Source organism: Streptomyces canus (assembly GCF_030816965.1).
Lineage (GTDB): Bacteria > Actinomycetota > Actinomycetes > Streptomycetales > Streptomycetaceae > Streptomyces > Streptomyces canus_E.
The window spans coordinates 159,069-178,833 of sequence record NZ_JAUSYQ010000002.1 but is presented as its reverse complement, the minus strand read 5'-3'; the positions used below and the strand labels follow the sequence as shown (position 1 = coordinate 178,833).

General features: G+C 71.4%; 21 protein-coding genes and 4 pseudogenes. 13 read left to right on the top strand and 12 right to left on the bottom strand.

Annotation, left to right across the window (positions count from 1 at the left end):
* Position 1 precedes the first annotated feature (1 nt).
* The 4 genes from rfaE2 to QF027_RS01685 are packed head-to-tail and all read left to right on the top strand — an operon-like array spanning position 2 to position 4,081.
* Entirely contained in the window at positions 2-1,354 is a 1,353-nt protein-coding gene (gene rfaE2 / locus QF027_RS01700) for a D-glycero-beta-D-manno-heptose 1-phosphate adenylyltransferase (RefSeq protein WP_306987025.1), read from the top strand.
* Positions 1,351-2,304 carry a glycosyltransferase family 9 protein gene (locus QF027_RS01695; RefSeq protein ID WP_306987024.1) on the top strand — a complete coding sequence of 318 codons (954 nt, stop codon included), beginning with the start codon at positions 1,351-1,353 and terminating at the stop codon, positions 2,302-2,304. The genes rfaE2 and QF027_RS01695 overlap by 4 nt, the downstream gene beginning before the upstream one ends.
* Positions 2,301-3,188, top strand: a complete 888-nt coding sequence (locus tag QF027_RS01690; protein ID WP_307072193.1) for a glycosyltransferase family 2 protein — start codon at positions 2,301-2,303, stop codon at positions 3,186-3,188. The genes QF027_RS01695 and QF027_RS01690 overlap by 4 nt, the downstream gene beginning before the upstream one ends.
* Positions 3,185-4,081: a glycosyltransferase family 2 protein gene (locus QF027_RS01685; RefSeq protein WP_307072192.1), complete on the top strand. Its 897-nt coding sequence runs from the start codon at positions 3,185-3,187 to the stop codon at positions 4,079-4,081. The genes QF027_RS01690 and QF027_RS01685 overlap by 4 nt, the downstream gene beginning before the upstream one ends.
* A 70-nt stretch (positions 4,082-4,151) precedes the next feature.
* On the opposite strand, the gene QF027_RS01680 is transcribed toward QF027_RS01685, so the two are convergent.
* The 5 genes and pseudogenes from QF027_RS01680 to QF027_RS01660 form a co-directional block, all read right to left on the bottom strand.
* Positions 4,152-4,352, bottom strand: coding sequence for a hypothetical protein (locus tag QF027_RS01680; protein ID WP_307072191.1), 201 nt, complete (start codon positions 4,350-4,352; stop codon positions 4,152-4,154).
* 256 nt (positions 4,353-4,608) lie between these two features.
* Entirely contained in the window at positions 4,609-4,854 is a 246-nt protein-coding gene (locus QF027_RS01675) for a hypothetical protein (RefSeq protein WP_306987021.1), read from the bottom strand.
* Between the two features lie 66 nt (positions 4,855-4,920).
* On the bottom strand, positions 4,921-6,192 hold the full coding sequence (locus QF027_RS01670) for a cytochrome P450 (protein ID WP_307072190.1): 1,272 nt from the start codon (positions 6,190-6,192) through the stop codon (positions 4,921-4,923).
* Positions 6,193-6,280: 88 nt separating this feature from the next.
* Positions 6,281-6,589 (bottom strand): hypothetical protein, encoded by a 309-nt coding sequence (locus tag QF027_RS01665; RefSeq protein ID WP_306987019.1) that lies wholly within the window; start codon positions 6,587-6,589, stop codon positions 6,281-6,283.
* 105 nt (positions 6,590-6,694) lie between these two features.
* Positions 6,695-6,886 (bottom strand): annotated as a pseudogene (locus tag QF027_RS01660) (DUF2795 domain-containing protein); the annotation flags it as partial.
* A 629-nt stretch (positions 6,887-7,515) separates the two neighbouring features.
* Between QF027_RS01660 and QF027_RS01655 the strand changes: the two are divergent.
* From QF027_RS01655 to QF027_RS01640, 4 genes and pseudogenes are all read left to right on the top strand, one after another.
* A pseudogene (locus QF027_RS01655) lies at positions 7,516-7,734 on the top strand (alpha-amylase family glycosyl hydrolase); the annotation flags it as partial.
* Positions 7,655-8,947 carry a glycosyltransferase gene (locus QF027_RS01650; protein ID WP_373432392.1) on the top strand — a complete coding sequence of 431 codons (1,293 nt, stop codon included), beginning with the start codon at positions 7,655-7,657 and terminating at the stop codon, positions 8,945-8,947. The pseudogene QF027_RS01655 and the gene QF027_RS01650, both read left to right, overlap by 80 nt.
* A 379-nt stretch (positions 8,948-9,326) precedes the next feature.
* Positions 9,327-10,805 (top strand): annotated as a pseudogene (locus QF027_RS49485) (NF041680 family putative transposase).
* A 60-nt stretch (positions 10,806-10,865) separates the two neighbouring features.
* Positions 10,866-11,342 carry a hypothetical protein gene (locus QF027_RS01640; protein WP_307072187.1) on the top strand — a complete coding sequence of 159 codons (477 nt, stop codon included), beginning with the start codon at positions 10,866-10,868 and terminating at the stop codon, positions 11,340-11,342.
* Between the two features lie 514 nt (positions 11,343-11,856).
* Here the strand turns inward: QF027_RS01640 and QF027_RS49480 are convergent.
* Positions 11,857-11,955 (bottom strand): pirin family protein, encoded by a 99-nt coding sequence (locus QF027_RS49480; RefSeq protein WP_373432133.1) that lies wholly within the window; start codon positions 11,953-11,955, stop codon positions 11,857-11,859.
* Positions 11,956-12,151: 196 nt separating this feature from the next.
* Positions 12,152-12,967, bottom strand: a complete 816-nt coding sequence (locus QF027_RS01630) for a hypothetical protein (RefSeq protein ID WP_307072186.1) — start codon at positions 12,965-12,967, stop codon at positions 12,152-12,154.
* Positions 12,968-13,005: 38 nt separating this feature from the next.
* Here QF027_RS01630 and QF027_RS01625 point away from each other — a divergent pair, with 38 nt between their 5' ends.
* From QF027_RS01625 to QF027_RS49475, 4 genes are all read left to right on the top strand, one after another.
* The gene (locus tag QF027_RS01625) at positions 13,006-13,278 is read left to right on the top strand and encodes a WXG100 family type VII secretion target (RefSeq protein ID WP_307072185.1); all 273 of its coding nucleotides are present in this window, start codon (positions 13,006-13,008) and stop codon (positions 13,276-13,278) included.
* Positions 13,279-13,336: 58 nt separating this feature from the next.
* Positions 13,337-13,606 carry a WXG100 family type VII secretion target gene (locus tag QF027_RS01620; protein ID WP_307072184.1) on the top strand — a complete coding sequence of 90 codons (270 nt, stop codon included), beginning with the start codon at positions 13,337-13,339 and terminating at the stop codon, positions 13,604-13,606.
* 110 nt (positions 13,607-13,716) lie between these two features.
* Positions 13,717-15,075, top strand: coding sequence for a type VII secretion integral membrane protein EccD (gene eccD, locus QF027_RS01615; protein WP_307072183.1), 1,359 nt, complete (start codon positions 13,717-13,719; stop codon positions 15,073-15,075).
* 251 nt (positions 15,076-15,326) lie between these two features.
* A complete protein-coding gene (locus tag QF027_RS49475) occupies positions 15,327-16,106 on the top strand; it encodes a right-handed parallel beta-helix repeat-containing protein (RefSeq protein WP_373432391.1) in 780 nt (259 codons plus the stop codon).
* Here the strand turns inward: QF027_RS49475 and QF027_RS01605 are convergent.
* A complete protein-coding gene (locus tag QF027_RS01605; protein ID WP_307072181.1) occupies positions 16,030-16,278 on the bottom strand; it encodes a hypothetical protein in 249 nt (82 codons plus the stop codon). The two genes, QF027_RS49475 and QF027_RS01605, sit on opposite strands and share 77 nt — an antisense overlap.
* A gap of 148 nt (positions 16,279-16,426) precedes the next feature.
* Between QF027_RS01605 and QF027_RS01600 the strand changes: the two genes are divergently transcribed.
* A complete protein-coding gene (locus QF027_RS01600; RefSeq protein WP_306987137.1) occupies positions 16,427-16,858 on the top strand; it encodes a spore-associated protein in 432 nt (143 codons plus the stop codon).
* On the opposite strand, the gene QF027_RS01595 is transcribed toward QF027_RS01600, so the two are convergent.
* The 4 genes and pseudogenes from QF027_RS01595 to QF027_RS01575 form a co-directional block, all read right to left on the bottom strand.
* Positions 16,789-17,019 (bottom strand): DUF6420 family protein, encoded by a 231-nt coding sequence (locus tag QF027_RS01595; RefSeq protein ID WP_307082236.1) that lies wholly within the window; start codon positions 17,017-17,019, stop codon positions 16,789-16,791. The genes QF027_RS01600 and QF027_RS01595 overlap by 70 nt on opposite strands.
* 208 nt (positions 17,020-17,227) lie before the next feature.
* Complete coding sequence (locus tag QF027_RS49470) at positions 17,228-17,863, bottom strand: hypothetical protein (RefSeq protein ID WP_373432390.1); 636 nt, start codon at positions 17,861-17,863, stop codon at positions 17,228-17,230.
* Positions 17,864-17,976: 113 nt separating this feature from the next.
* Positions 17,977-18,366, bottom strand: coding sequence for a hypothetical protein (locus QF027_RS01585; RefSeq protein WP_306987010.1), 390 nt, complete (start codon positions 18,364-18,366; stop codon positions 17,977-17,979).
* Positions 18,367-19,247: 881 nt separating this feature from the next.
* A pseudogene (locus tag QF027_RS01575) lies at positions 19,248-19,370 on the bottom strand (IS5/IS1182 family transposase); the annotation flags it as partial.
* Between the last annotated feature and the right edge of the window lie 395 nt (positions 19,371-19,765).

Below are 19,765 nucleotides of genomic sequence, written 5' to 3'. Positions count from 1 at the left end.
CGTGGGGGGCAAGGCACCCCTCGTCGTCGTGGGCGACGCGCTGCTGGACCGCGACCTGACCGGCACCGCCGAGCGTCTCGCCCCCGACGCGCCCGTGCCCGTCGTCGCCGACTGCGCGCAGCGGACCCGGCCGGGCGGCGCCGCCCTCACCGCCCACCTCGCCGCCCGCGACGGCCGCGAGGTCACCCTGATCACCGGTCTCGGCGACGACCCGGCCAGCGACGAGCTGCGCCAACTCCTCTCACGCGAGATGAAGTTGATCGAGCTCCCGCTGATCGGCGCACTGCCGGAGAAGACCCGCGTGCTGGCGCAGGGCAGCCCGGTGGTCCGCCTGGACCGGGGCACGGGCCGCGTCCGTGAGGCCACGGAGGAGGCCCGTGACGCGCTCCGTGCGGCGCCCGCCGTGCTGGTCTCCGACTACGGCCGGGGCGCGGCGGACTCCCTCCGGGACGTACTCGCCGAACGGCCGCCGCTGGTCTGGGACCCGCATCCGCGCGGCGGACCCCCCGTGCCGGGCACCCGGCTGGTCTCCCCGGCCCGGTCGGAGGCGCGCGCGTTCGCCGACCAGGCGGGAAACGGGAACTCCCTGCGGGACGCCGCCCGCGACGCCGCCGCGCTGGTCGAGCAGTGGCGGGTCGCCGCCGTCACGGTGACCCTCGGTTCCAGCGGGGCCCTGCTGTCGTACGGGGATCATCCGCTGCTCGTCCCCGCCGCCACCGCGCACCAAGGGGACACCTGCGGTGCCGGCGACCGCTTCGCCGCCACGGCGGCCGGGCTGCTGGCCGACGGCGCCCTGGTCGGTGAGGCGGTGGAGGGCGCCGTCGCCGCGGCGACCGAGTTCGTCGGCGCCGGCGGGGCCGGAGGCGTCACGGACGCCGCCCCCGCGGACCTCCCCGACGCCGACCCCCGCGACCTGGTCGCGCGGATGCGCGCCACCGGCGGCACCGTCGTCGCCGCGGGCGGCTGCTTCGACCTGCTGCACGCCGGACACGTCGGCCTGCTCCAGGCCGCCCGCAGGCTCGGCGACTGCCTGGTCGTCTGCGTCAACTCGGACGCGTCGGTGCGGCGGCGCAAGGGCCCGGAACGGCCGGTGAACCCGCTCGCCGACCGCGTCCGCGTCCTCAACGCCCTGGCCTGCGTGGACGGCGTCGCCGTGTTCGACGAGGACACCCCCGAGCGGCTGCTCGCCGACCTGCGTCCTGACATCTGGGTGAAGGGCGGCGACTACTCCGGTGCCGACCTGCCCGAGGCCGTGCTGCTCCAGGAGTGGGGCGGACAGGCCGTCCTGCTGCCGTACCTCGACGGCCGCTCCTCGACCGCGCTGGTGGCACGGGTGCGGGAAGGAGCCCGGTGAGCGCACCTCCCCGCCTGCTCGTCCTGCGCGCCCTGGGGCTCGGCGACCTGCTCGCCGGTGTGCCCGCACTGCGCGCGCTGCGCCGGGGTTTCCCGGACCACGAACTGGTCCTGGCCGCCCCGGAGCAGCTCGCCCCGGTGGCCGCGGCCACGGGAGCGGTCGACCGGCTGTTGCCCGCCTCCGCCCCGGGACGCGCCGTACCGCGCCGCCTGGACTGGACCGGCCCGCCGCCCGACGTCGCCGTCGACCTGCACGGCAACGGCCCGCCCAGCCACCGGCTCCTGCAGTCCCTGCGGCCGGGCCGGCTGCTGGCCTTCGCGCACCCCGGCACGCCCGAGATCGACGGGCCGCCCTGGTACGCCGAGGAACACGAACGGGACCGCTGGTGCCGCTTCCTCCAGGCGTACGGCATCCCCGCCGACGCCACCGACCTGCGGCTGCCCAGCCCACCGGAGTCGTCCCCGGCGTCCGGCGCGGTCGTCCTGCATCCCGGCGCCGGGGCGCCCTCGCGCTGCTGGCCCGTCGACCGCTACGCCGCCGTGGCCGACGCCCTGCGCGAGCGCGGCCACCGGGTCGTGGTCACCGGGGGAGCGGACGAGGAGGACCTGGTGGCCCGGCTGGCCAAGGAGGCACGGCTGCCCGACACCGACGTGTTCGGCGGCGGCCTGCCCTTCGGGCGGCTGAGCGCACTCGTCGCCGACGCCCGCGCCGTGGTCAGCGGCGACACCGGCATCGCCCACCTCGCCGTCGCCCTCGGCGCCCCCTCCGTCACCCTCTTCGGTCCGGTGCCGCCCAGCCGCTGGGGGCCGCCCGCGCACCCGCGCCACCAGGTCCTGTGGCATCCGGGCCCGGACGGCGATCCGCACGGGCGCCGCACCGACCCGGTCCTGCTCCGTATCCGCCCCGAGGACGTCCTGGACGCCCTCGACCGACTCACCGACACGACATGAACCAGGCCTCCGTCGGCGTCGTCATCGCCACCCGCGACCGAGCCCCCACGCTCGCCCGCACCCTCCGTCACCTTCTCGACCTGCCCGAGCGGCCCCCCGTCGTGGTCGTCGACAACGCCTCCACCGACGGCACCCGCGACCTGCTCGCCCGCGACTTCCCCCAGGTACGCGTGGTGTGCCTGCCGCGCAACCGGGGAGCCCTCGCTCGCACGCACGGGGTGCGCGCCCTGGCCACCCCGTACGTGGCGTTCAGCGACGACGACTCCTGGTGGGCGCCGGGCGCCCTCGGCCACGCCGTCGGCCTCTTCGACGCGCACCCGCGGCTCGGTCTGCTCGCCGCGCGCACCCTGGTCGGCCACGCCGCCGCACCGGACCCGCTCAACGAGGTGCTCGCCACCTCCCCCCTGGGCCGGGCCACCGACCTCCCCGGCACGCAGGTCCTCGGTTTCCTCGCCTGCGCCTGCGTCGTCCGCCGGGAGGCGTACCTGGATGCCGGCGGGTTCCACCCGCTGCTGTTCTTCGGCGCCGAGGAGACGCTGCTCGCCTACGACCTCGCCGCCCGCGGCTGGGGGGTCACCCACTGTCCCGACGTGGTCGCGCACCACCACCCGGCCCCGTCGCCGCGCACCGGCCGCCCGGCCGTCGTCCGCCGCAACGCCCTGCTCACCGCATGGCTGCGCCGCCCGCTGCCCTACGCGCTCGCCCGCACCCGCGACCTGGCGGGCGAGGCCCGCCACGATCCGCACGCTCGCCAGGCCCTGCGCGAGGCCCTCGCGCGCCTGCCCGCCGCCCTGTGCGCCCGCAGGCCGCTGCCCCCGCCGGTCGAACGGGCCGCCCGCACCCTGGACCTCCCGGACACCGCGGCCATCGGAGCGACGGTATGACCGATCCCCGCACGACTGTCGTCGTCATCACCCACAACCGCCGCCCCGAGCTGCTGCGCACCCTCGACCGGCTGGCCGAACTGCCGGAGCGGCCCCGGGTCATCGTCACCGACAACGCCTCCACGGACGGCACCGCCGTCGCCGTCGCCCGGCACCACCCCGAGGTACTGCTGCTGCGCCCCGGTCGCAACCTCGGTGCCGTCGGCCGCAACCTGGCCGTGTGCCATGTGCACACGCCCTACGTGGCCTTCTGCGACGACGACTCCTGGTGGGCGCCCGGCGCCCTGTCGGGGGCCGCTGACCTGCTCGACCGGCATCCCGCGCTCGGCACCGTCACGGCACGCATCGTCGTCGAACCGGACGGCGTCGAGGACCCCATCGTCGGCGAACTGCGCAACTCGCCCCTGCCTCGGCCGTGTTGGCTGCCGGGACCGGCGCTCGGCTCCTTCCTTGCCGCGGCGACCGTCCTGCGTGCCGACGCCTTCCGCGCCGCGGGCGGCTTCCATCCCCGCCTGTGGCTCGGCGGCGAGGAGGAACTGCTCGCCGCGGACCTCGCGGGCGACGGCTGGTGGCTGACCTACGCCGACCATCTGACGGTCCATCACCAGCCGTCGGCGGTCAGGGACGCCACGCTGCGCCGGGCCCACGGCATCCGCAACACCCTGTGGTTCACCTGGCTGCGCCGCCCGGCCGGCCGCGCTCTGCACCGCACCGTGCACCTGGCCCGCACGGTCCCGCGCGACACCGTGTCCCTGCGGGCCTTCGCCGAGGCCACGGCCGCACTGCCGTGGGTGCTGCGCGAACGGCGGGTGCTGCCGGCGGAGGTCGAGTCACGGCTGCGGCTGCTGGAGGACCCCCAACGCCGGTCGACCGCCCGCCGGTACACGGGTTGAGCGGGCACGGGTTGAGCGGGGCCGCCCAGGAGGACGGTCCCAGCTCAGTGGAGAGGCAACTACCGTGCTGTCAGCCGGTGTTCTCGGGGCGTTCGCCCTTCGGACCGCGGCCGCGCTCGGTGCGCGGTCCCCGGCTCTGCCGCTGCGGGTCCTGTTGCAGGGCGTCGTTGGCCGCCTTGCCGGCGTCATGGTCTGAGATACCCGACCGCTCCGCCTCCTTGCGCAGCCTGGCCCGCTCGGTGTCGTACTTCTTGCTTCCGGGTCGGGGCATGACGATCACCTCCCGGCGCCGGATGCCCCACCTCTCACAGGCACAAACGCACGGCTCGTCAGGCCCCGGGCTCCGTCCACGTGCACAGCGCCGGAACGCCGAGTACAGCGTCACGGCCAGACGGCGGCAAAGGCCCATATGACCGCCGGTTCCGAGGTGTCAGGTCGCGCACCGGTCCCACCAGTGGTTCAGCGCCGCTTCGTCGAGCCGTTGCGCGCCTGCGGCCGGCCCGCGCTGGTGCCCGCCGAAGCCGTGCTCAGCCGCCCTGCCGCCGCACGGTCGCGTCGAGAGCGGCGGCCACCGCGTCGGCATCGTCGGGCGCGGACGCGGCGTGGCCCGGACGTTCCCTCAGATCCCGGGCGGACAGCACCCGCAGTGCGCCGCGACAGCGCTCCGAGTCCAGCTCGGACGCCCCGACCACCTCGGCACGGCCGCCGAGCAGTACCAGCACGGCGTCGTCCTCACGGTTCAGCAGCTCGCGGACATGATCGCCAGTGATCATCGGATCGCGTTCCTCCTCCTGGTCCCTTCCGGTCTTTGTTGGCCCTTCCGGTCCCTTCCGGTGCCGTCAGCCCGCCGTCTGCCCGGACAGCCGGGCCGGCACCGACACCCGGACCGCCTCCATGACGAATCCGCTGCGTACCCGGGCCGGTATGCGGTTCAGCGGGATCCGCAGATCCTGCTCGGGCACGTCGTACGTCAGCTGGGCCAGTCGTGGGCCGAGGGCGCACAGGAGCGCGATCGTGATGTCCTCACCGGGGCAGCGGTGGCCGGTGGCGCGGTCGCCACCGCCTTGCGGAACGAGCTCGTCGCGCTCGGGCGGCCGTTCCAGGAAGCGCCGCGGGTCGAAGGTGTACGGATCGGTCCAGAGGTCCGGGTCGTGGTTCTGCCCGTACAGGTCGAGCAGGACCATCGCGTCCGAGGGGATCGGTTCTCCCCGCCACTCCAGGTCGGTGGCCGCCCGGCCGCCGAGGAAGGGGGCGAAGGGATAGAAGCGGCGCAGCTCGTGGGCGAAGGCCACGGCGTACGCGGCGTCGTTCTCACGCAGCCGTTCCCGGACGGCGGGTCCGCGATGCAGCGCGTGCCCGGCGTAGGCGACGAACCAGCACACGGCGACGGTCGGGCGAATGACGTTGAGCAGTTCGACGGCGGCCGTACGCGGATCGAGAGGTCGGCCGTCGGCATCCCGGTGCCGGACCACCGCGTCCAGCGCCGATCCGGCCGGCGCGGTGGCGGTCCCCTTCCGTACGTCCTCGACCAGACGTCCCAGCCACGCCTCACTGCGCGCCCGTGCGCGGCGGGCCCGCCAGTGGCGCGGCCCCGCCGTGGCGAAGCCGTCGACCATGGCGACCAGGTCCCGGGCCAGTCGGTCGGGGTCGTCGACGGGGATGCCGGCCCACCGGCAGATGCCCCGGGTGAGGATGCGGCTCGCCTCGTCGAACAGGACGACCGACGGACGGTCCGACCAGGACGGCACGGCCTCGTCCCACACCGCGGTGACGTCCTTCACCACGCCGGCGACCGACTCCGGTCCGGTGAGCAGGGAGAGGAACATGCCCTTGCGCGTGCGGTGGGCCTGTCCGTCCAGAGTGTGCACGGCTCCGTGCCCGAACAGTGTGCTGAGCACGGGCCCGGGAAGCGCGCTTCCGCGCTCCACGTGCCGTTCGTCGTAGAAGAACCGCACCGCTTCCGGCCCGTGCAGGGCCACGGCGTGCTGTCCCCTCAGCCGGGTGCGCACCACGGGGCTCGTGGTGCGGCGGCGGTCGGGCAGCCAGGCGTATCCCTTGGCGAGCAGGGCGAGTGAGCTGTCGGCGATCGGGGGGCGACGACTCTGATTCATGGCTCTCTGAGTGCCCGTCGGCCGCGACCGGAAACGGGGCCCGGGTCGGTCGGCCGCTCCGGACGCTCAGGGTGTCGCGGTGCCGCCATCAGGGCCGTGGGTTCGTGCGGTGCCACCGGGGTCGGGCGTCGGTGCCGCGGCGTCCCGCGACGGAGGCGCAGCGCGGGCACTGGCGGCGGACCCGGTCCGCGGCTCCGCCGGACTCCGGGAAGGTGTCCGGCCAGGTGACGTGGGGGAAGCGGATCAGCTGGGAGCGGCTGAGGGACAGACCACAGACGGTCTGGTTCAGGCCCGGCTCCCAGGCGTGGACCTCGCCGGCGGGCAGCCGGCGGCGGCCCTCCTCCTCGTCGGTCCACTGTCCGGAGGCGGCGACCCCGTACTGCTTGGCGCGTCCCATGGTGTGCGCGGGCGCCGGTCAGCGGGCCCGGGTGGGCACGGTGCGGAAGCGAGCGTTTCCGGACATACCAACCCTTCCTTCGATCGGGTTCACGGTGCTGGACCAGTCGTTTCCGAAGACTGCCTTCTGCACTGCGTTGGGACCGTCGAACTGCTGCCTCCCGGACTGCGACAGCTTGTCGACGACCTTGTCGTCGGCGCCGTTGTCCCTGGCCAGGGAGACGAGGTCGTCGCGGCTGGCGGGGTAGTCGGCGCCCTTCAGGGCCTTCTGCAGATCGATCGGGCTCATGTCGGCCATGGCAGCGCCTCCCGGATCGGGTCGGCGCGGCTGGTCCGCGCGTGGACGTGGCGGGTACCCGTCGGTTCGAGCCGTGAATCGTCCCGCGGCCACGAGCGCCCGGACTGCGGCGGGCCTCGCCCGGGTGCCGCCGAGGGGGCGGAACCGCGGCCGGGTTCGATCACCGGCCGGCCGGGGTGCCCGCGGGGTTCCACCTGTCGGCAGAAGCTTCCGGAGGGTGAGGGCCCGGCATGGGGCTCCAGCGCTGTCCTGCGCCTCCGATACGGCCGCCCCGTCGTGTCTGTGCCGGACAGCCTGAACGTGGTGCTGGCATGCGCAGGCGTGATCGCTGCCGCCGTGCGCACGCCGAGCGATCACATGCCGGTAGTGGCCGCGGCGGTGACCTGATCGCCGCGGGGCCGGCAAGGCCGCGCAGGCCGCTGGACGTGCTGGGACTGTCATCGTGGCCGAGCTGTGCGAGAGACCGTAATCGAGTGTCCTCGCACGGTGATCTTCGTTGCACCGGCCGTGGCGACGACTGATCTGTGTGCGTGTGGTGATCCCTGTCCGCCGGGATCGCGCCGGTCGGCGTTGGTCGTTTTGATCTTCACTCGCCGGGCTCGTGCTGGCTCGCGGGCGTAGGCTGCCGTATGAGCAATCGCCCCGATCCTGCTCTGCCCTGGGAGACGTCACAGCGCCGGAACGGTGCCCGCCGCGGGGCTGTCGAGTGGTGGCACGACGCAGTCTGTTACCAGGTGTACCTGCGCAGTTTCGCGGACGGGAACGGCGATGGTGTCGGGGACCTTGCCGGGCTGCGCCGACGCCTGCCTTATCTGTCCGAGCTGGGTGTGGACGCCGTGTGGGTCAACTCACGGCGCGAAGGTCGTCGAAACGGTCGCGAACACACAAGACAAGGCAGGCGCGCTCAACCAGGTCCTGAGCGAACTACTGCCACGGCTGTCCGACGACGACGGCGTCATGATCATGGACTCCGACACCTCGCTGTCCCCCGAGTTCATCGCCCGGGCAGCCCGCCGCCTGCACGAACAGGAACCCGGCCTCCCACCCATCGGCGGCGTGGGCGCCATCTTCTTCGGCTACCCCCTGCGCGGCCTGGTCTGCCACCTCCAGAACAGCGAGTACGTGCGCTACGCACGCGAACTCCACCGCCGCCACGGCCGCGCCGACGTCCTGACCGGCACCGCCTCCCTCTTCCCGGCCGAGGCCCTGCGCCACGTCCACCGAGCCCGCGCCGAGCACACCCTGCCCCGAGGGGACGCCGTCTACGACGTGCAGTCGCTGACCGAGGACAACGAACTGACCCTCGCACTCAAACACCTCGGATACCGCTGCGCCTCCCCGTGCGCCTGCATCGTGGGCACCGAGCTCATGCCCACCTGGTCCCGGCTCTACTACCAGCGGCTGCGGTGGCAACGCGGCGCCCTGGACAACCTCAGGGCCTACGGCCTCACCCGCGTCACGCTGCCCTACGTGTGCCGGCAGACGCTCACCTATCTGAGCGTGGCCTTCGTCCCCTTCTTCTTCACCGTCCTGGGGTACTACACCGTCACCAAGAAATTCCCCGGACTGCCGTGGTTCTGGGTCGCGATCACCGGCATCGCGGCATTCGAACGCGTCTGGGCAGTCAAACGCGGCGGCTGGAAGGCCCTGCTGCTCGCCGTCACAATGGTGCCGGAAGTGCTCTTCGACCAATTCCTCAACGCGGTCTACGCCAAAGCGCTCATCGACCTCCTGACCCGCACCGACGCCGCCTGGGAACAAACACGCGGCCGCAAGAAACGCCTCCGGAAGCTGCTGGTCACCACCTGCGGTCTGGTCCTGCTGCTGACCGGCGCCGTGGGCCTGGCCTTCGCCTGCATCGCACTCGGCATCGCATGGACCTTGATCGCTGTCTTCGTGCTCTCCGGTGTCGCCGCAGCCGTCATCCGCCTCAGCCGCCTGTACCCCGTCGGACTGCTGCTGTCCCTGCCCAGCGGAGAACCGGAGCACGACGAGATGCCACCCTGGCCTCAGCCAGGGTGGCCGGCATCGACAACGACCGGCTCCCGCAGCCACCGTTGACCGGTCACAGCACCGCTACCGATCAGGAAGGCCGGGCCGCATAACCAACGCCTCTACGTAAACAGGGGATTGACACCGGCTCCTGAAACACCAGCTGCAACACGACCGTGCGTTGCGGCTCCCCGGCGCGGACATCCGCCGGATTGCACCAACTGCTGCCCGAACCTCCACAGTGTCCCGGACTCGAAGAATCGAAGGCCTGCGTATTCAGACCGGCCCTTCAGAAAAAAACAGGCTCTGACCTTGTCGTTTATCTGACGAGGTCGAAAGGTGCCTCGAACTGAGTCGCTCACCTGGGCATTCGCCGGACGTGCGGGCAGCCTCAGCCTGATCATGTGCTCCGACTGAGGACGCACCTGACCAGACCGAGGCCGTGGAGATGAGTGTGCTGCAGCAAGGGGACCGGCATCAGGCGCTCGCGACGCTGACACGCTTCCATGGCGACTTCTACGACTGCCTGAACGGACGCGGGGATGCCCTGTTCGAGCTCGCCGACGCTCTGTTGTGTACGGACGGGCCGGTGAAGACGCTGGTGGACCTGGCGCTCGCACCGGAACACCGTCGCAGCCATGGGGCCTTGTACGGCGGCTTGAACAAGGGACACCTGGACGTCGGCCGGCTTCGACGGACGATCGCCGGGCTGCCGCTACCGAAGGCAGCGGACGGCCGTCTGGTCCTGGCCGTCGACGTCTCACCGTGGCTGCGTCCGGACGCCGCGACGTGCCCGGACCGCTCCTTCTGTCATACCTACGGCTGGGGCGACGCCAAGCATCAGATGATTCCGGGCTGGCCGTACTCGGTCGTGGCCGCGCTGGAGACCGGCCGCACCTCCTGGACCGCAGTGCTGGATCCGATCCGCCTGGAGCCCGGCGCCGATCTCGCCGCCGTCACCACCGCCCAGCTGCGTGAGGTCGTCCAGCGGCTCGTTGCCGCCGGACAGTGGCACGAGGGAGACCCGGAGATTCTGGTGGTACTCGACTCCGGATACGACGCCCCGCGCATCGCGCCCCTGCTGGCCGGACTGCCCGTCGAGATCCTCGGCCGTCTGCGCTCGGACCGGGTGATGCGCCGGCCGACACCGCCGCGCGTCTACGACCCCAAGGGGGGGGCCGACCGCCCAAGCACGGCGGCGAGTTCGTCTTCGGCGCCCCCGGCACCTGGGGCGAAGAGCAGGCTACGACCGTCACCGACACCCGCCTCTATGGGAAGGCCACCGCACAGGCGTGGGACCGGCTGCACCCGCGTCTGACCCGGCGGGCAGCCTGGACTGACTACGGCGGGCCGCTGCCCATCATCGAGGGCACCGTCATCCGCCTGGTCGTCGAGAAGCTGCCCAGCGGCGGGGTCAACAAGCCGGTCTGGCTGTGGTGGTCGGGCACCGGCGCCGCCACGACGGAGGTCGACCGCTGCTGGCAGTCCTTCCTCCGGCGCTTCGACGTCGAGCACACATTTCGCCTGTTCAAGCAGACCCTGGGCTGGACCAAGCCGCGGCTACGGAGCCCCGCAGGCGGACCGCTGGACCTGGCTGGTGATCGCCGCACACACCCAGCTCCGGCTCGCGCGTCCCCTGGCGACCGACCTCCGGCGGCCGTGGGAGAAACACGCCCCACCGAACAAGCTCACCCCGGCCCGGGTTCGGCGCGGGTTCAGGAACCTACGCACGAAGGCTGGCTCCCGGGCCAGTGCAACCGAACCGAACCGAACCGAACCGACCCGACACGGCCCCGGCAGACCACCGGGCTCGAAGAACCGCCGCTCGGCCATCCGCCATGACGTTGCCAGAGTGCTCGCAACCGGCGAGGCCTACGCCCGCCCCGCCCACCACAAGGTGGGCACCAAACCCCGACGCGCAGTATGAACCGACAGTTCACGACACCTACGACCACGGATGCGCCTCGTGCCGGGCAAAATGAGCGGCATGGTCAACGAGGGGAACATCGGCTTCACGCTGCCGCGGGGGGCGACTGGCTTCTTCCGGCCGAAGGACGGCCCGCTCCCAGAGACTGACCTGCGGGCGTTCCGCGCCGCTCTGTATGCCGCTGCCCGCGTCGTCGGAGGCGAAGTGGGCGAGGTGGAGGAACAGGCATACCCCCGGACCTTCCACACCGCAACGATCGGCACATGCGCAGGCGAGAACATCGTCCTGTGTCACGCTCATCACCCCTGGATCGCCTTCGCCCAGACGCGTCGGGACTGGTACGGAGAGGAGTTCCTGGCCCCGCCGCCGTGGGCTCACACTTTCACCAACGCGGGCTTCGTGGTCCTTAGTTGTGAACAACTCGCCACACCACTCTCCAACGTGGACACCTCAGTGCTCACGCAGGGCGAGTGGCGTGAGGTGCGGTTCTACGGCATCACCACGTTGGGCGGAGTGCTCTTCAACGCGTGGGACTGACATCCACACGGCAGGCCGCGATCGACGCCGGACCATAAACGACAAGCTGACGGTCGGGCCGTGGCGTCGTCGGAGCCGCCAGTACTGGGGTTGGGCGCGGACAACGTTTGGGTTCGGGACAGGTCGGGCTGCTGTTCCGGGACGAAGACGTTCCTGCCGATCCAGAGGTTGTGGCGGAGGCAGACGTTGTCGTGGGCCGAGGCCCAGACCTGCATGAGGCGCCCGACCGGCCGACCGCGACTGGCGCGGCGACCTCGCCCGGGCTGCGCACAATGCTTTCGTCGCGGCCGCAGACGTGCGCGTACGAGCCTGACTTCCGGTGGCCCGCCTTCCGGTACAGCCCGGGTTCGCGGCGAGTTCACGGACCCAGCGAACGTTTCCTGCACAGCATGGGGGTCATGCTGATGCCCGCCGAGGTGAGGAATAGAGGCGTGTCGTCGTCGGGCAGTACCAGGTCGCCGGCTGGCAGGGAGACGTCCAGGACGTCACCTACGAGGGCATGAGCGTTCAGCCATCAGATTGAGCTGCCCCGCTTGATGACCTGCTGGGAGCCGAGGTTGTCATGGTGGAGGACCTGGCCGTCCATGAGGCAGGTGACGGTTTGCAGCCCGATGTGGGGGTGCCCGGCCCAGGTTCAGACCGCTGCTCTCGGTGACGCCGGCCGGCCCCATGCGGTCGGCGAAGCGCCAGGCGGTCACCCTGCTTTCCCCTCGTGTCGGGCAGTCGGCCCGCAGGCGTCCTGGAACGAATGCCAGCGATGGAAGGGGTGTCGAGGCGGTGACGCCCCGACACCCCTTCCGTACGGTTTCCTACTGCTTGGCCCCTCTGTGCAGGTAGGCGCGGTCCACTGTCTGCCGCACGCTGTTGCCGGCCGCGTCGGTAGCTGTGACACGCAGCGTTACATAGGCGGCGCCGTGAACCCGCGACGGCCGCTCGACCGTTGCCGTGAACGTGTTGTCGCCATGGTGCGCGACACGTGCCGTGGTCCAGCTCCCGCCGTCGTCGTAGGACGACTCCACCTTCAGAATCACCCCGTCCGGGGCGGCCATGCCGTCCTGCATCCGGACGCCGAGACCGAGGGTGTGCCGACGCTCCGGGCCCACCGCGTTCCGTTCGTCGACCGGCACATCGTAGTCGACCTGGAGCAGCGGCAGCAGGGCCGCCGTGGCCGCGGTGCCGGAAGCGAACGTCCACGACGTGCGCGTGCCGGTGCCGAACCGCCAGTCGTCCGAGATGCGGGAGGTCGTCAGGTCCAGCCGGTAGTCCGCCTCGCCCGCGGGCACCTCGATGTCGCCCCACGCCCCATTGTCCGAGGCGAAGATCCGCTCACCTTCGCGGAGCAGCACCGCGGTGGCCGAGTCACCCGCACCGTCCGCCGGCGTACGGGTGCCGATGCCGAAGCCGCTGGTCTCCGCGAAGGACCAGTGGCCACTGGCGGAGTCCGTGAATTCGGGAATGTGGACGGACAGCGTGTCGCCGTTGCGAACCGACGGCCAGGGTGCCCCTCTCGGGATCGACGGACGGGTCGGAGCTCCGAACCAGTGCTCGGTGGTGCGCTGACCCGGCCGGTAGGTGTGGGGGAGGTCCCGCATCCCGACCTGCTCGGTCACCTTGGTGCCGGACACCGTGCGCGATGTGCTGATCAGAGCGTCCTTGAGCTGCTGTGCGCCCCAGCCGGGTGCAACAAATCGTGCAGGCGGAGCTCGACGCCCTCAAGAGCTACGTCGTCGCGATGGAGGCGAACTGGCAGGGCGTCGCCTCGAACACCTTCCAGGAACTGATGAGGGAGTGGGACATGTATGCGGCACAGCTGCAGAACGCACTGCTCGCCATCTCCAACGGCCTGGACTCCAGCGCCGACAACTACATCGGCTCCGAGCACTCGAACCTGGCGAATCTCAACAACGTGTCACTTCCGAAGGCCAACCTGTCCTGACCCCGGCGTACGCCCGCACGTCCGCTCGCTGCACACACCCTCCGTGGAAGGAATCGCGATGCCCGATATCGAAAGCGTGCCCATCTATGTCGGCCAGGGCCTGGAGACCGCCGGCCAGGACCTCAATGCCGCGGCCCAGCACATCATGGGCGAGCTGCACGCCCTGAAGAGCCGGATCCAGTCGCTCATCGACACGTGGAACGCCCAGTCGGCGACCGACTACCAACTGCGCATGCACGAATGGGACATGGCTGCCGTGGGCCTCTTCGGCAGCGAGGAGGACGACGGCGTGCTCGGCGAGCTCGCCCGCGTGATGCGGGTGAACTGAGGCAACTATGTCGGTGCCGAGGAAGCCAACATCAAGACCTGGAACTCGGTGCACTGACCCCCGGCCGCCCCTCAACAGGCTCCGGCCACGTGTGACAAGGAAGACACCCAGTGGAGTATGAACGCTGCCATGTGACCGTGGTGGGAGCACGGCGGCGGGTTGATCTCGCGGTGCCCGCGGACGCGGCCATCGCCGAGTACACCCCGGCCCTGCTCACGCTCGTGGGGCAGGTGGAGTTGGACGAGACGTTCCCCCCGGCCTGGTCGCTGGCCCTGCCCGGCGCCCCACCCCTCGCGCCCGAAGCCTCGCTGCGGGAGGCGGGCGTCGCGGACGGCGCCACGCTCTACCTCCGGGACGTGGCCGCGGGCGAGTTCGACGAGCCCGTGGTCACCGACCTGGAGGAGTCCGTCGAGACGACCCGCGACGGCGTCACCGCGTGGGGCCGTCGCGTCCGCGCCCACACCACGCTGGTCCTGGCCGTCCTGGGCCTCATCGCGGCCTTCGTGATCCTGGCGTGGTCGGGCTCTGCGGACTCCTACCGGCCCGGTACCGGGGTCGGCGCGATGAACGTCGCGTTCGCCCTGGCCCTGCTGGCCTGGCACTCCACCCGCCAGGGCTGGTCGCTCTCGCTGGGCCTGAGGCTGATCATGGCGTACTCGGCCGTACCCCTGCTCGCCACGTCCGCCGCCTGTCTGCCGGTGGCGAGCGCGAGCACCTCCGGTCTGCTCCTGGCCCTGAGCGTGGGTGCCCTGGTCGGAGCCCTCGCCGGGCTGCTGGCCATCCGTCACGTCACGACGCTGATGGCCGTGGTGATCACCGGCATCACCCTGGTGTTGACCGCCGGTCTCACCCTCGGCCGTACCTCGCTGCTGGAGTCGGCGGCCGTGGTGTCCGTCACCACCATGGGCGTGCTCGCCGCCGCACCCAAGGCAGCCGGGCATTTCGCGGTGCTGGCGGGTTCGTGGGCGGGCGGCACGGACCCCTACGCCGACGAGGCGGACGTCCTGCGGCTGGTGAAGCGGGGTCAGCGCGTGCTCATCGGCACGAACGTGCTCGGCTCCGCCGTCGCGGCCGCGTGCCTGGTGATCCTGGGCTCGGCGGACCACGCCTTCGCGGTCGCGCTCACCGCCTGCCTCGGCCTCGCGCTGATCCTGCGGGCGGGGCGGCTGACGATGGCGCCGGCGGTCGTCCCGATGGTGGCCGCGGGGACACTCGGCCTGGCCGTCGCACTGGTCCGGGCCCCGGGCAACTTCGGGACACCGCCGTGGACCGGGCCCGTCGCCCTGCTGGGCGCGGCCGTGCTGGCACTGGCGTTCGGCCTCGGCCGCGCGTTCCGCGCCGACTCGGACGAGGAGCGGCCGACCTGGATCGACACACTCGCCGGGTTCTTCCTGCTGGCCTCCGTACCGGTCGCGGTGGGCGTCTTCGACGTCTACACCTCGCTGCTGCAGTCGGGGCAGACGCCGTGAGGGGCCCCGAGGCCGGAGCGGGACACCAGTGAAACGCAACGTCCTCAGGGTGGCGGACCGGGGCTGGGGCACGCATCGCACCGTCACGGCCGCCGTTCGCGCGGCCGGCGAGGGCGCGGTGATCCACGTCCAGCCCGGGGACTACCGCGAGTCGGTGGTGCTGGACCGCGACGTCACCCTGATCGCGGAGAAGGGCCCGGGCACGGTGCGCATCATCGCGGCCCACGGACCCGCGATCACGGTGCGGGGCGGTGCCTGCGAACTGCGCGACCTGGCGGTCGAGGGCACCGCCGACCGCGACCCCGCCGTGCTCGTCCGCGGCGGCCGGCCCGTCCTCGACCACTGCGCGGTCTCCGGCGGGCGCGTCGATCGGCCGCGGAACCGCCGAACTGCGCACTTGCACCGTCGAGGACGCCGAAGGCTCCGGCGTCCTCGTCACCGGCACGGCCCACGCGGTCCTGGAGGACTGCGTGATCCGCTCGACGGCAGGGCACGGTCCGACGCTCAGTGATGCCGCCCGCGCGGAGGTACGGAACACCACGGTCGAACGCGTCACCGGCTGCGGCATCGTGCTGACCGGCGAGTCGCAGGGCACCTTCGACGCCTGCACGGTCCGGCACCCCGGCGACGCCGGCCTGCTGCCCTCGGCGTGCTGCATGGTTTCGACGTCGGCGGATCGGATGTTGTCCATGGTCGCGAAATGGCGGGCGATGTCGTCATTGGCCGTCATCCTGGACGCCGCCACTGACAACGACCGGGTGTCCTGCACATACCCGGGCAGGGGCGTGTCCCGGGACGCGCCATACGAAGTGCGGCCTGTCACCGCAGTGTGGGATCTGCGCGGCAGGCCGATGGCCGCAGCGCGGAGGCCCGTGTCGGGACACGGAAAGTGCTCCGCCCTGGTCGGAGCACGGGAGGGGCGAGCAGGTGGACTGGGCTGCCGGCTCAAGCGGGTCAGGCGGCCTGGCGGGCCTGGGCGGCGCCGCGCTGCGCGGGTGCGGTGGTCTTTTGCCAGGTGCGGCAGATGGTGATGACGGCGTCGTAGCCGACGGTGAGTGTGGTCAGGGCGAGGGCCATGAGGATGTCGCTCTGGTGCAGGACGCAGGACGCAGGACGCAGGGCGCCGGTGGTGGCGATGGCCGGAGGGTGAGGCTGCCCGCGGGTCGGCGGAATTTCCTCGCGTGGCGGTACCAGCGGACCCATACGTCCTTGGGCGGCGCCACGGACCCGTTCACTCCGTGTCCGGGTTCCGTAACCGGTGCCGGTGGCCTACAACGCTGGTCGGGTGACGACGGTCAAACCCTTCGAGGTCGACAAGCTGTTGGAGCAGTCGACGAAACGGGGGATTCACATGAACATCATTCAGCGTGCCGCAGCGGTCGGAGCGGTCACGGCTGCCGTGGTCGGCGCCATGGGTGCCGTCGCACCGCAGGCAGGGGCGGCGACGCCCCTGGCAAAGTACAACGGTGTCTGCGGGGCGGGCTACACGGTGGTCGACTCGGCACCGGTCGGTACGGCGGGCACGGTCTACCTGACGTACAACCCGTCGACCGGTCAGGACTGCGTGGTCACCGTGCGTGCCCGTCCCGGCACCGCCGTGTCCATGCTGGCAGCGCTCACGGACGCCCAGGACGTCGACCCCGAGTTCGATGACGGTCTCTACACGACCTACGCCGGTCCGGTGTACATCGGCCACCCCGGGCACTGCGTGAGCTACTGGGGACGGATCGCCGGCCAGAGCGGCGGAGCGAACAACGTGCACTGCGCACCGCTGACCGACTGAGCGGTCAGCGGGCCCGTGCGCAGCACCCCGCCCGCGTGTGCGGGGCGATGCCGGCACTTTGCGTGGATGCAGTAGCCCTCGGCGGCCAGGGCGAGCCGCCTGAAGGCGGCGTTCTTCTCGGCCTTCCGGATGGTCAGCCGCCGCCTCCGGGCGTACGGCACGACCAGGTCCAGGACGTCCTCCAATGCCGCCCCTACCCGGTCGGGTGGGGACGGCGGGATCGGAGGAGGGGTGTGAAACTGGCAACCTCGCCTAGTCGAGAGTCGTGTATTCCTTGGCCGGTGAGGGCTCGTGGTCACCGTGAGTGGCCGTGAGTGGCCGTGAGGAGCGTAGCGGCTCCAGGTTTCTGCGGCTGCGACGAGGCGGCGTTCAGACCACTGGGCGGATCCGGCCACCGGTTGCCTGTCGCAACGCGGGTTCCAGCCGGTCGCGGGCCTCGGTCTGGGCAGAGATCCGTTCGTTGAGGACCGCCAGCCGTTCCAACGCGACCCGCAAGCCCTTGTCCCAGCAGCCGCTTCTCCAGCCGGTCCCGCGCGCCCGCGATCCGCGGATCGCGCGAGGCCGCCTCGGCGAGGTCCCGCAGCGCGCGGTCGAGAACCACCCCCTCGCACGACATACCGTGCGACGTGCCTCCTGCATCGACCACGGCCACCTTGCCGTACACCGGTGCCCGGTGACCCCGTATCGCCTCCAGCGACTCCGCGGGCCTGGCCATGACCGGAGCAGCCGCGCCCGGGTCACGCGCGAGCAACTCCTCCAGTCTCTCCCCGGAAGGTCCTCGACGATCACAAGCTCGGCCGGGCAGTGAACGCCGTCGCGGTCGACGAGACGGATCGCCGGGACGCGGACGCCGAGCGCGTCCAGCCGCGCGTGCGCGGCCTGGAAATGCCCGAGTCCGAGGCCGGGCGAGAACGGGTCGGTGCGGTCGTCGTCGCCCTCGGCCGCCGGCCAGTAGTTCTCGGCGTCGTCCCACAGGTAGGCGATTGCTGTCGTCGCGTCATCCATCACCAGGTGATCAATTCCAGGGGATGCCTGCGGAGGGGGGCGGCGGCCGAAGCCACCGCGAGACGGTCAGGGGGTGGGCTGCCGGCCCTGGTGGTCGAGGTGGCAGCGGGCTGTCAGGCGTCAGGGTCGACTTCGGGGTGCGTGAACCGCACGGGCTTGCCCAGCGACCGGGCGTAGGCGATTTCGGCTCGGGTGCTGTCTCCGATGTAGTCGCCGACTACGAGCGCCTCATCAGCGAGCCGGATCTTCGCCCGGTGCAGATCGTCGAGTCGAACCTTCAGCGCCTCGGCCTCGACAGGATCGGACCAAAGTTCGTGCGGTGACTTCATGTCACAGCCCGGTTTGACGACAATCTTTCCGGCTTTGGTCTCCCGCAGATCGGCCTCGTTCATCTCGGTCATGAAGCGGGTGGAGCCGCAGATCACGACGATACGCGGGAGGCTCAACAGCTTCTTCGCGTCGGCGAGCTTCTCCTCGGGGGTGAGCAGATGCGGGTATGACACTGGTTCCTCCTGGTGGTGTGGTCCAAGGGGTTCCTGCGGAGACGAGAACGAGGATGTCCAAGATCGTTTTGTGACGAACGACGTGGACACCCTCTTTGACAGCACTCTATGCGACGACCCGACGACATGCTGAAGGAGCATCCCGACCTGGCGCCTGGCGCCCGCCGGTCGGCATTGGCGCTCTGCTCGGTGGCGGTGACGGCCTCGGCCAGGAGGACCTCGGCCCGGTGGAGCAGTCGTCGCGGTCGGCGTCGATCCAGTGCCGGAACTCGGTGCGCTCGTACCCGATGCGGTCCTCGTCCTGGACGGGGAGGGCGGCCAGGGCGTCGCGGACGGGCAGGGCGATCGGGTCGCCGGGCGCGGCGTGGGCGGTGATTGGGCTGAGCAGCAGGGCGGCGAGCGCGGACAGCGCGGCGGCGCGGTCCGTACGGCGGTGGAACGCAACGCAGCTCCCCTTCGGCGATCACGGGCAGGTCGTGATCTCCGAAGCGGGCCGGGGCCGGTCCGCGCCCGCTGATGGGCCGTCATCTCACGCGCGCGGGCGGTAAGTCACATCCTCGGCCGTTGGCGCAGGTCGTGGCCGTGGGGTGGTGGCTGCAAAGGGGCGTATGGCGTATGGCGTAGCTGACCACGGCGACGGCTGTGGCGCAGCTCACCGCGGCCAAGGCAGCAACCCGGTGCCTGCGCCACTGCGGCGGACTGCTGGTGGACGACGGATGGTTGCGGGTCTTCGGCAGCCCCGTGAGTGGAGCGGCGCATGGGGTTCCGGGCCTAGCTGTGGCCGGCCTGGCTGGTGTCCGGGGCACTCGATGAGTTCTACGCCGATCTGCGCTGCCCGGCTGGAAGGAGGGAGGTCCGGACGCTGAACAGTGCTCAGGGCCTGACACTGTTCGGTAGCAGATGAGGGTGCAGGCGATGCTGGTGAAGGCCAGGAAGTGCTCGGATTTGCGTTCGTAGCGGGGGTGCAGGGAGCGGCATCCGGCGAGCCAGGACATCGTGCGCTCGCCGCTCCGGGCCGCGCCGACCGTCCCGGCGCCGCTGGCGAGGTTGTCTGCTTCGCCCCGGATTCCCTTCGCTGGAAGGCTCTGGGGGTCGGTCATTCGACGCTCTACGGTCCAGCGGTGCAGGCCCGGGCGGGTCGGAGACTCGATGCCCTTGCGGGCGATGCGGTGCCTGATGCCGCGCCCGCACACGCTTTCCCTGCGGCGGTGGCGTAAAGATCCGCTCATGGTTCTCGGGCGAATGGAGACAGTGACTGCCTTGTCCTGATAGGAATGCGCACACTTCGGTTAAGAGGGATAACTCCTGCGTGCCTCGTGACGTGGATGAACCCGCCGGCCCGAGTGACGCTTCGACCACCATCGCGGCCATCGGTGTGATGGTGCGTCAGTTTCTAGGA

What these genes read in the sequence shown, in the direction of transcription:
- QF027_RS01690 (WP_307072193.1), top strand. Translation starts at nt 2,301, where the DNA reads ATGAACCAGGCCTCCGTCGGCGTCGTCATCGCCACCCGCGACCGAGCC.
- QF027_RS01685 (WP_307072192.1), top strand. Translation starts at nt 3,185, where the DNA reads ATGACCGATCCCCGCACGACTGTCGTCGTCATCACCCACAACCGCCGC.
- QF027_RS01680 (WP_307072191.1), bottom strand. Translation starts at nt 4,352, where the DNA reads ATGCCCCGACCCGGAAGCAAGAAGTACGACACCGAGCGGGCCAGGCTG.
- QF027_RS01675 (WP_306987021.1), bottom strand. Translation starts at nt 4,854, where the DNA reads ATGATCACTGGCGATCATGTCCGCGAGCTGCTGAACCGTGAGGACGAC.
- QF027_RS01670 (WP_307072190.1), bottom strand. Translation starts at nt 6,192, where the DNA reads ATGAATCAGAGTCGTCGCCCCCCGATCGCCGACAGCTCACTCGCCCTG.
- QF027_RS01665 (WP_306987019.1), bottom strand. Translation starts at nt 6,589, where the DNA reads ATGGGACGCGCCAAGCAGTACGGGGTCGCCGCCTCCGGACAGTGGACC.
- QF027_RS01650 (WP_373432392.1), top strand. Translation starts at nt 7,655, where the DNA reads ATGGTGTCGGGGACCTTGCCGGGCTGCGCCGACGCCTGCCTTATCTGT.
- QF027_RS01640 (WP_307072187.1), top strand. Translation starts at nt 10,866, where the DNA reads ATGGTCAACGAGGGGAACATCGGCTTCACGCTGCCGCGGGGGGCGACT.
- QF027_RS01620 (WP_307072184.1), top strand. Translation starts at nt 13,337, where the DNA reads ATGCCCGATATCGAAAGCGTGCCCATCTATGTCGGCCAGGGCCTGGAG.
- QF027_RS01605 (WP_307072181.1), bottom strand. Translation starts at nt 16,278, where the DNA reads ATGGGTCCGCTGGTACCGCCACGCGAGGAAATTCCGCCGACCCGCGGG.
- QF027_RS01600 (WP_306987137.1), top strand. Translation starts at nt 16,427, where the DNA reads ATGAACATCATTCAGCGTGCCGCAGCGGTCGGAGCGGTCACGGCTGCC.
- QF027_RS49470 (WP_373432390.1), bottom strand. Translation starts at nt 17,863, where the DNA reads ATGGATGACGCGACGACAGCAATCGCCTACCTGTGGGACGACGCCGAG.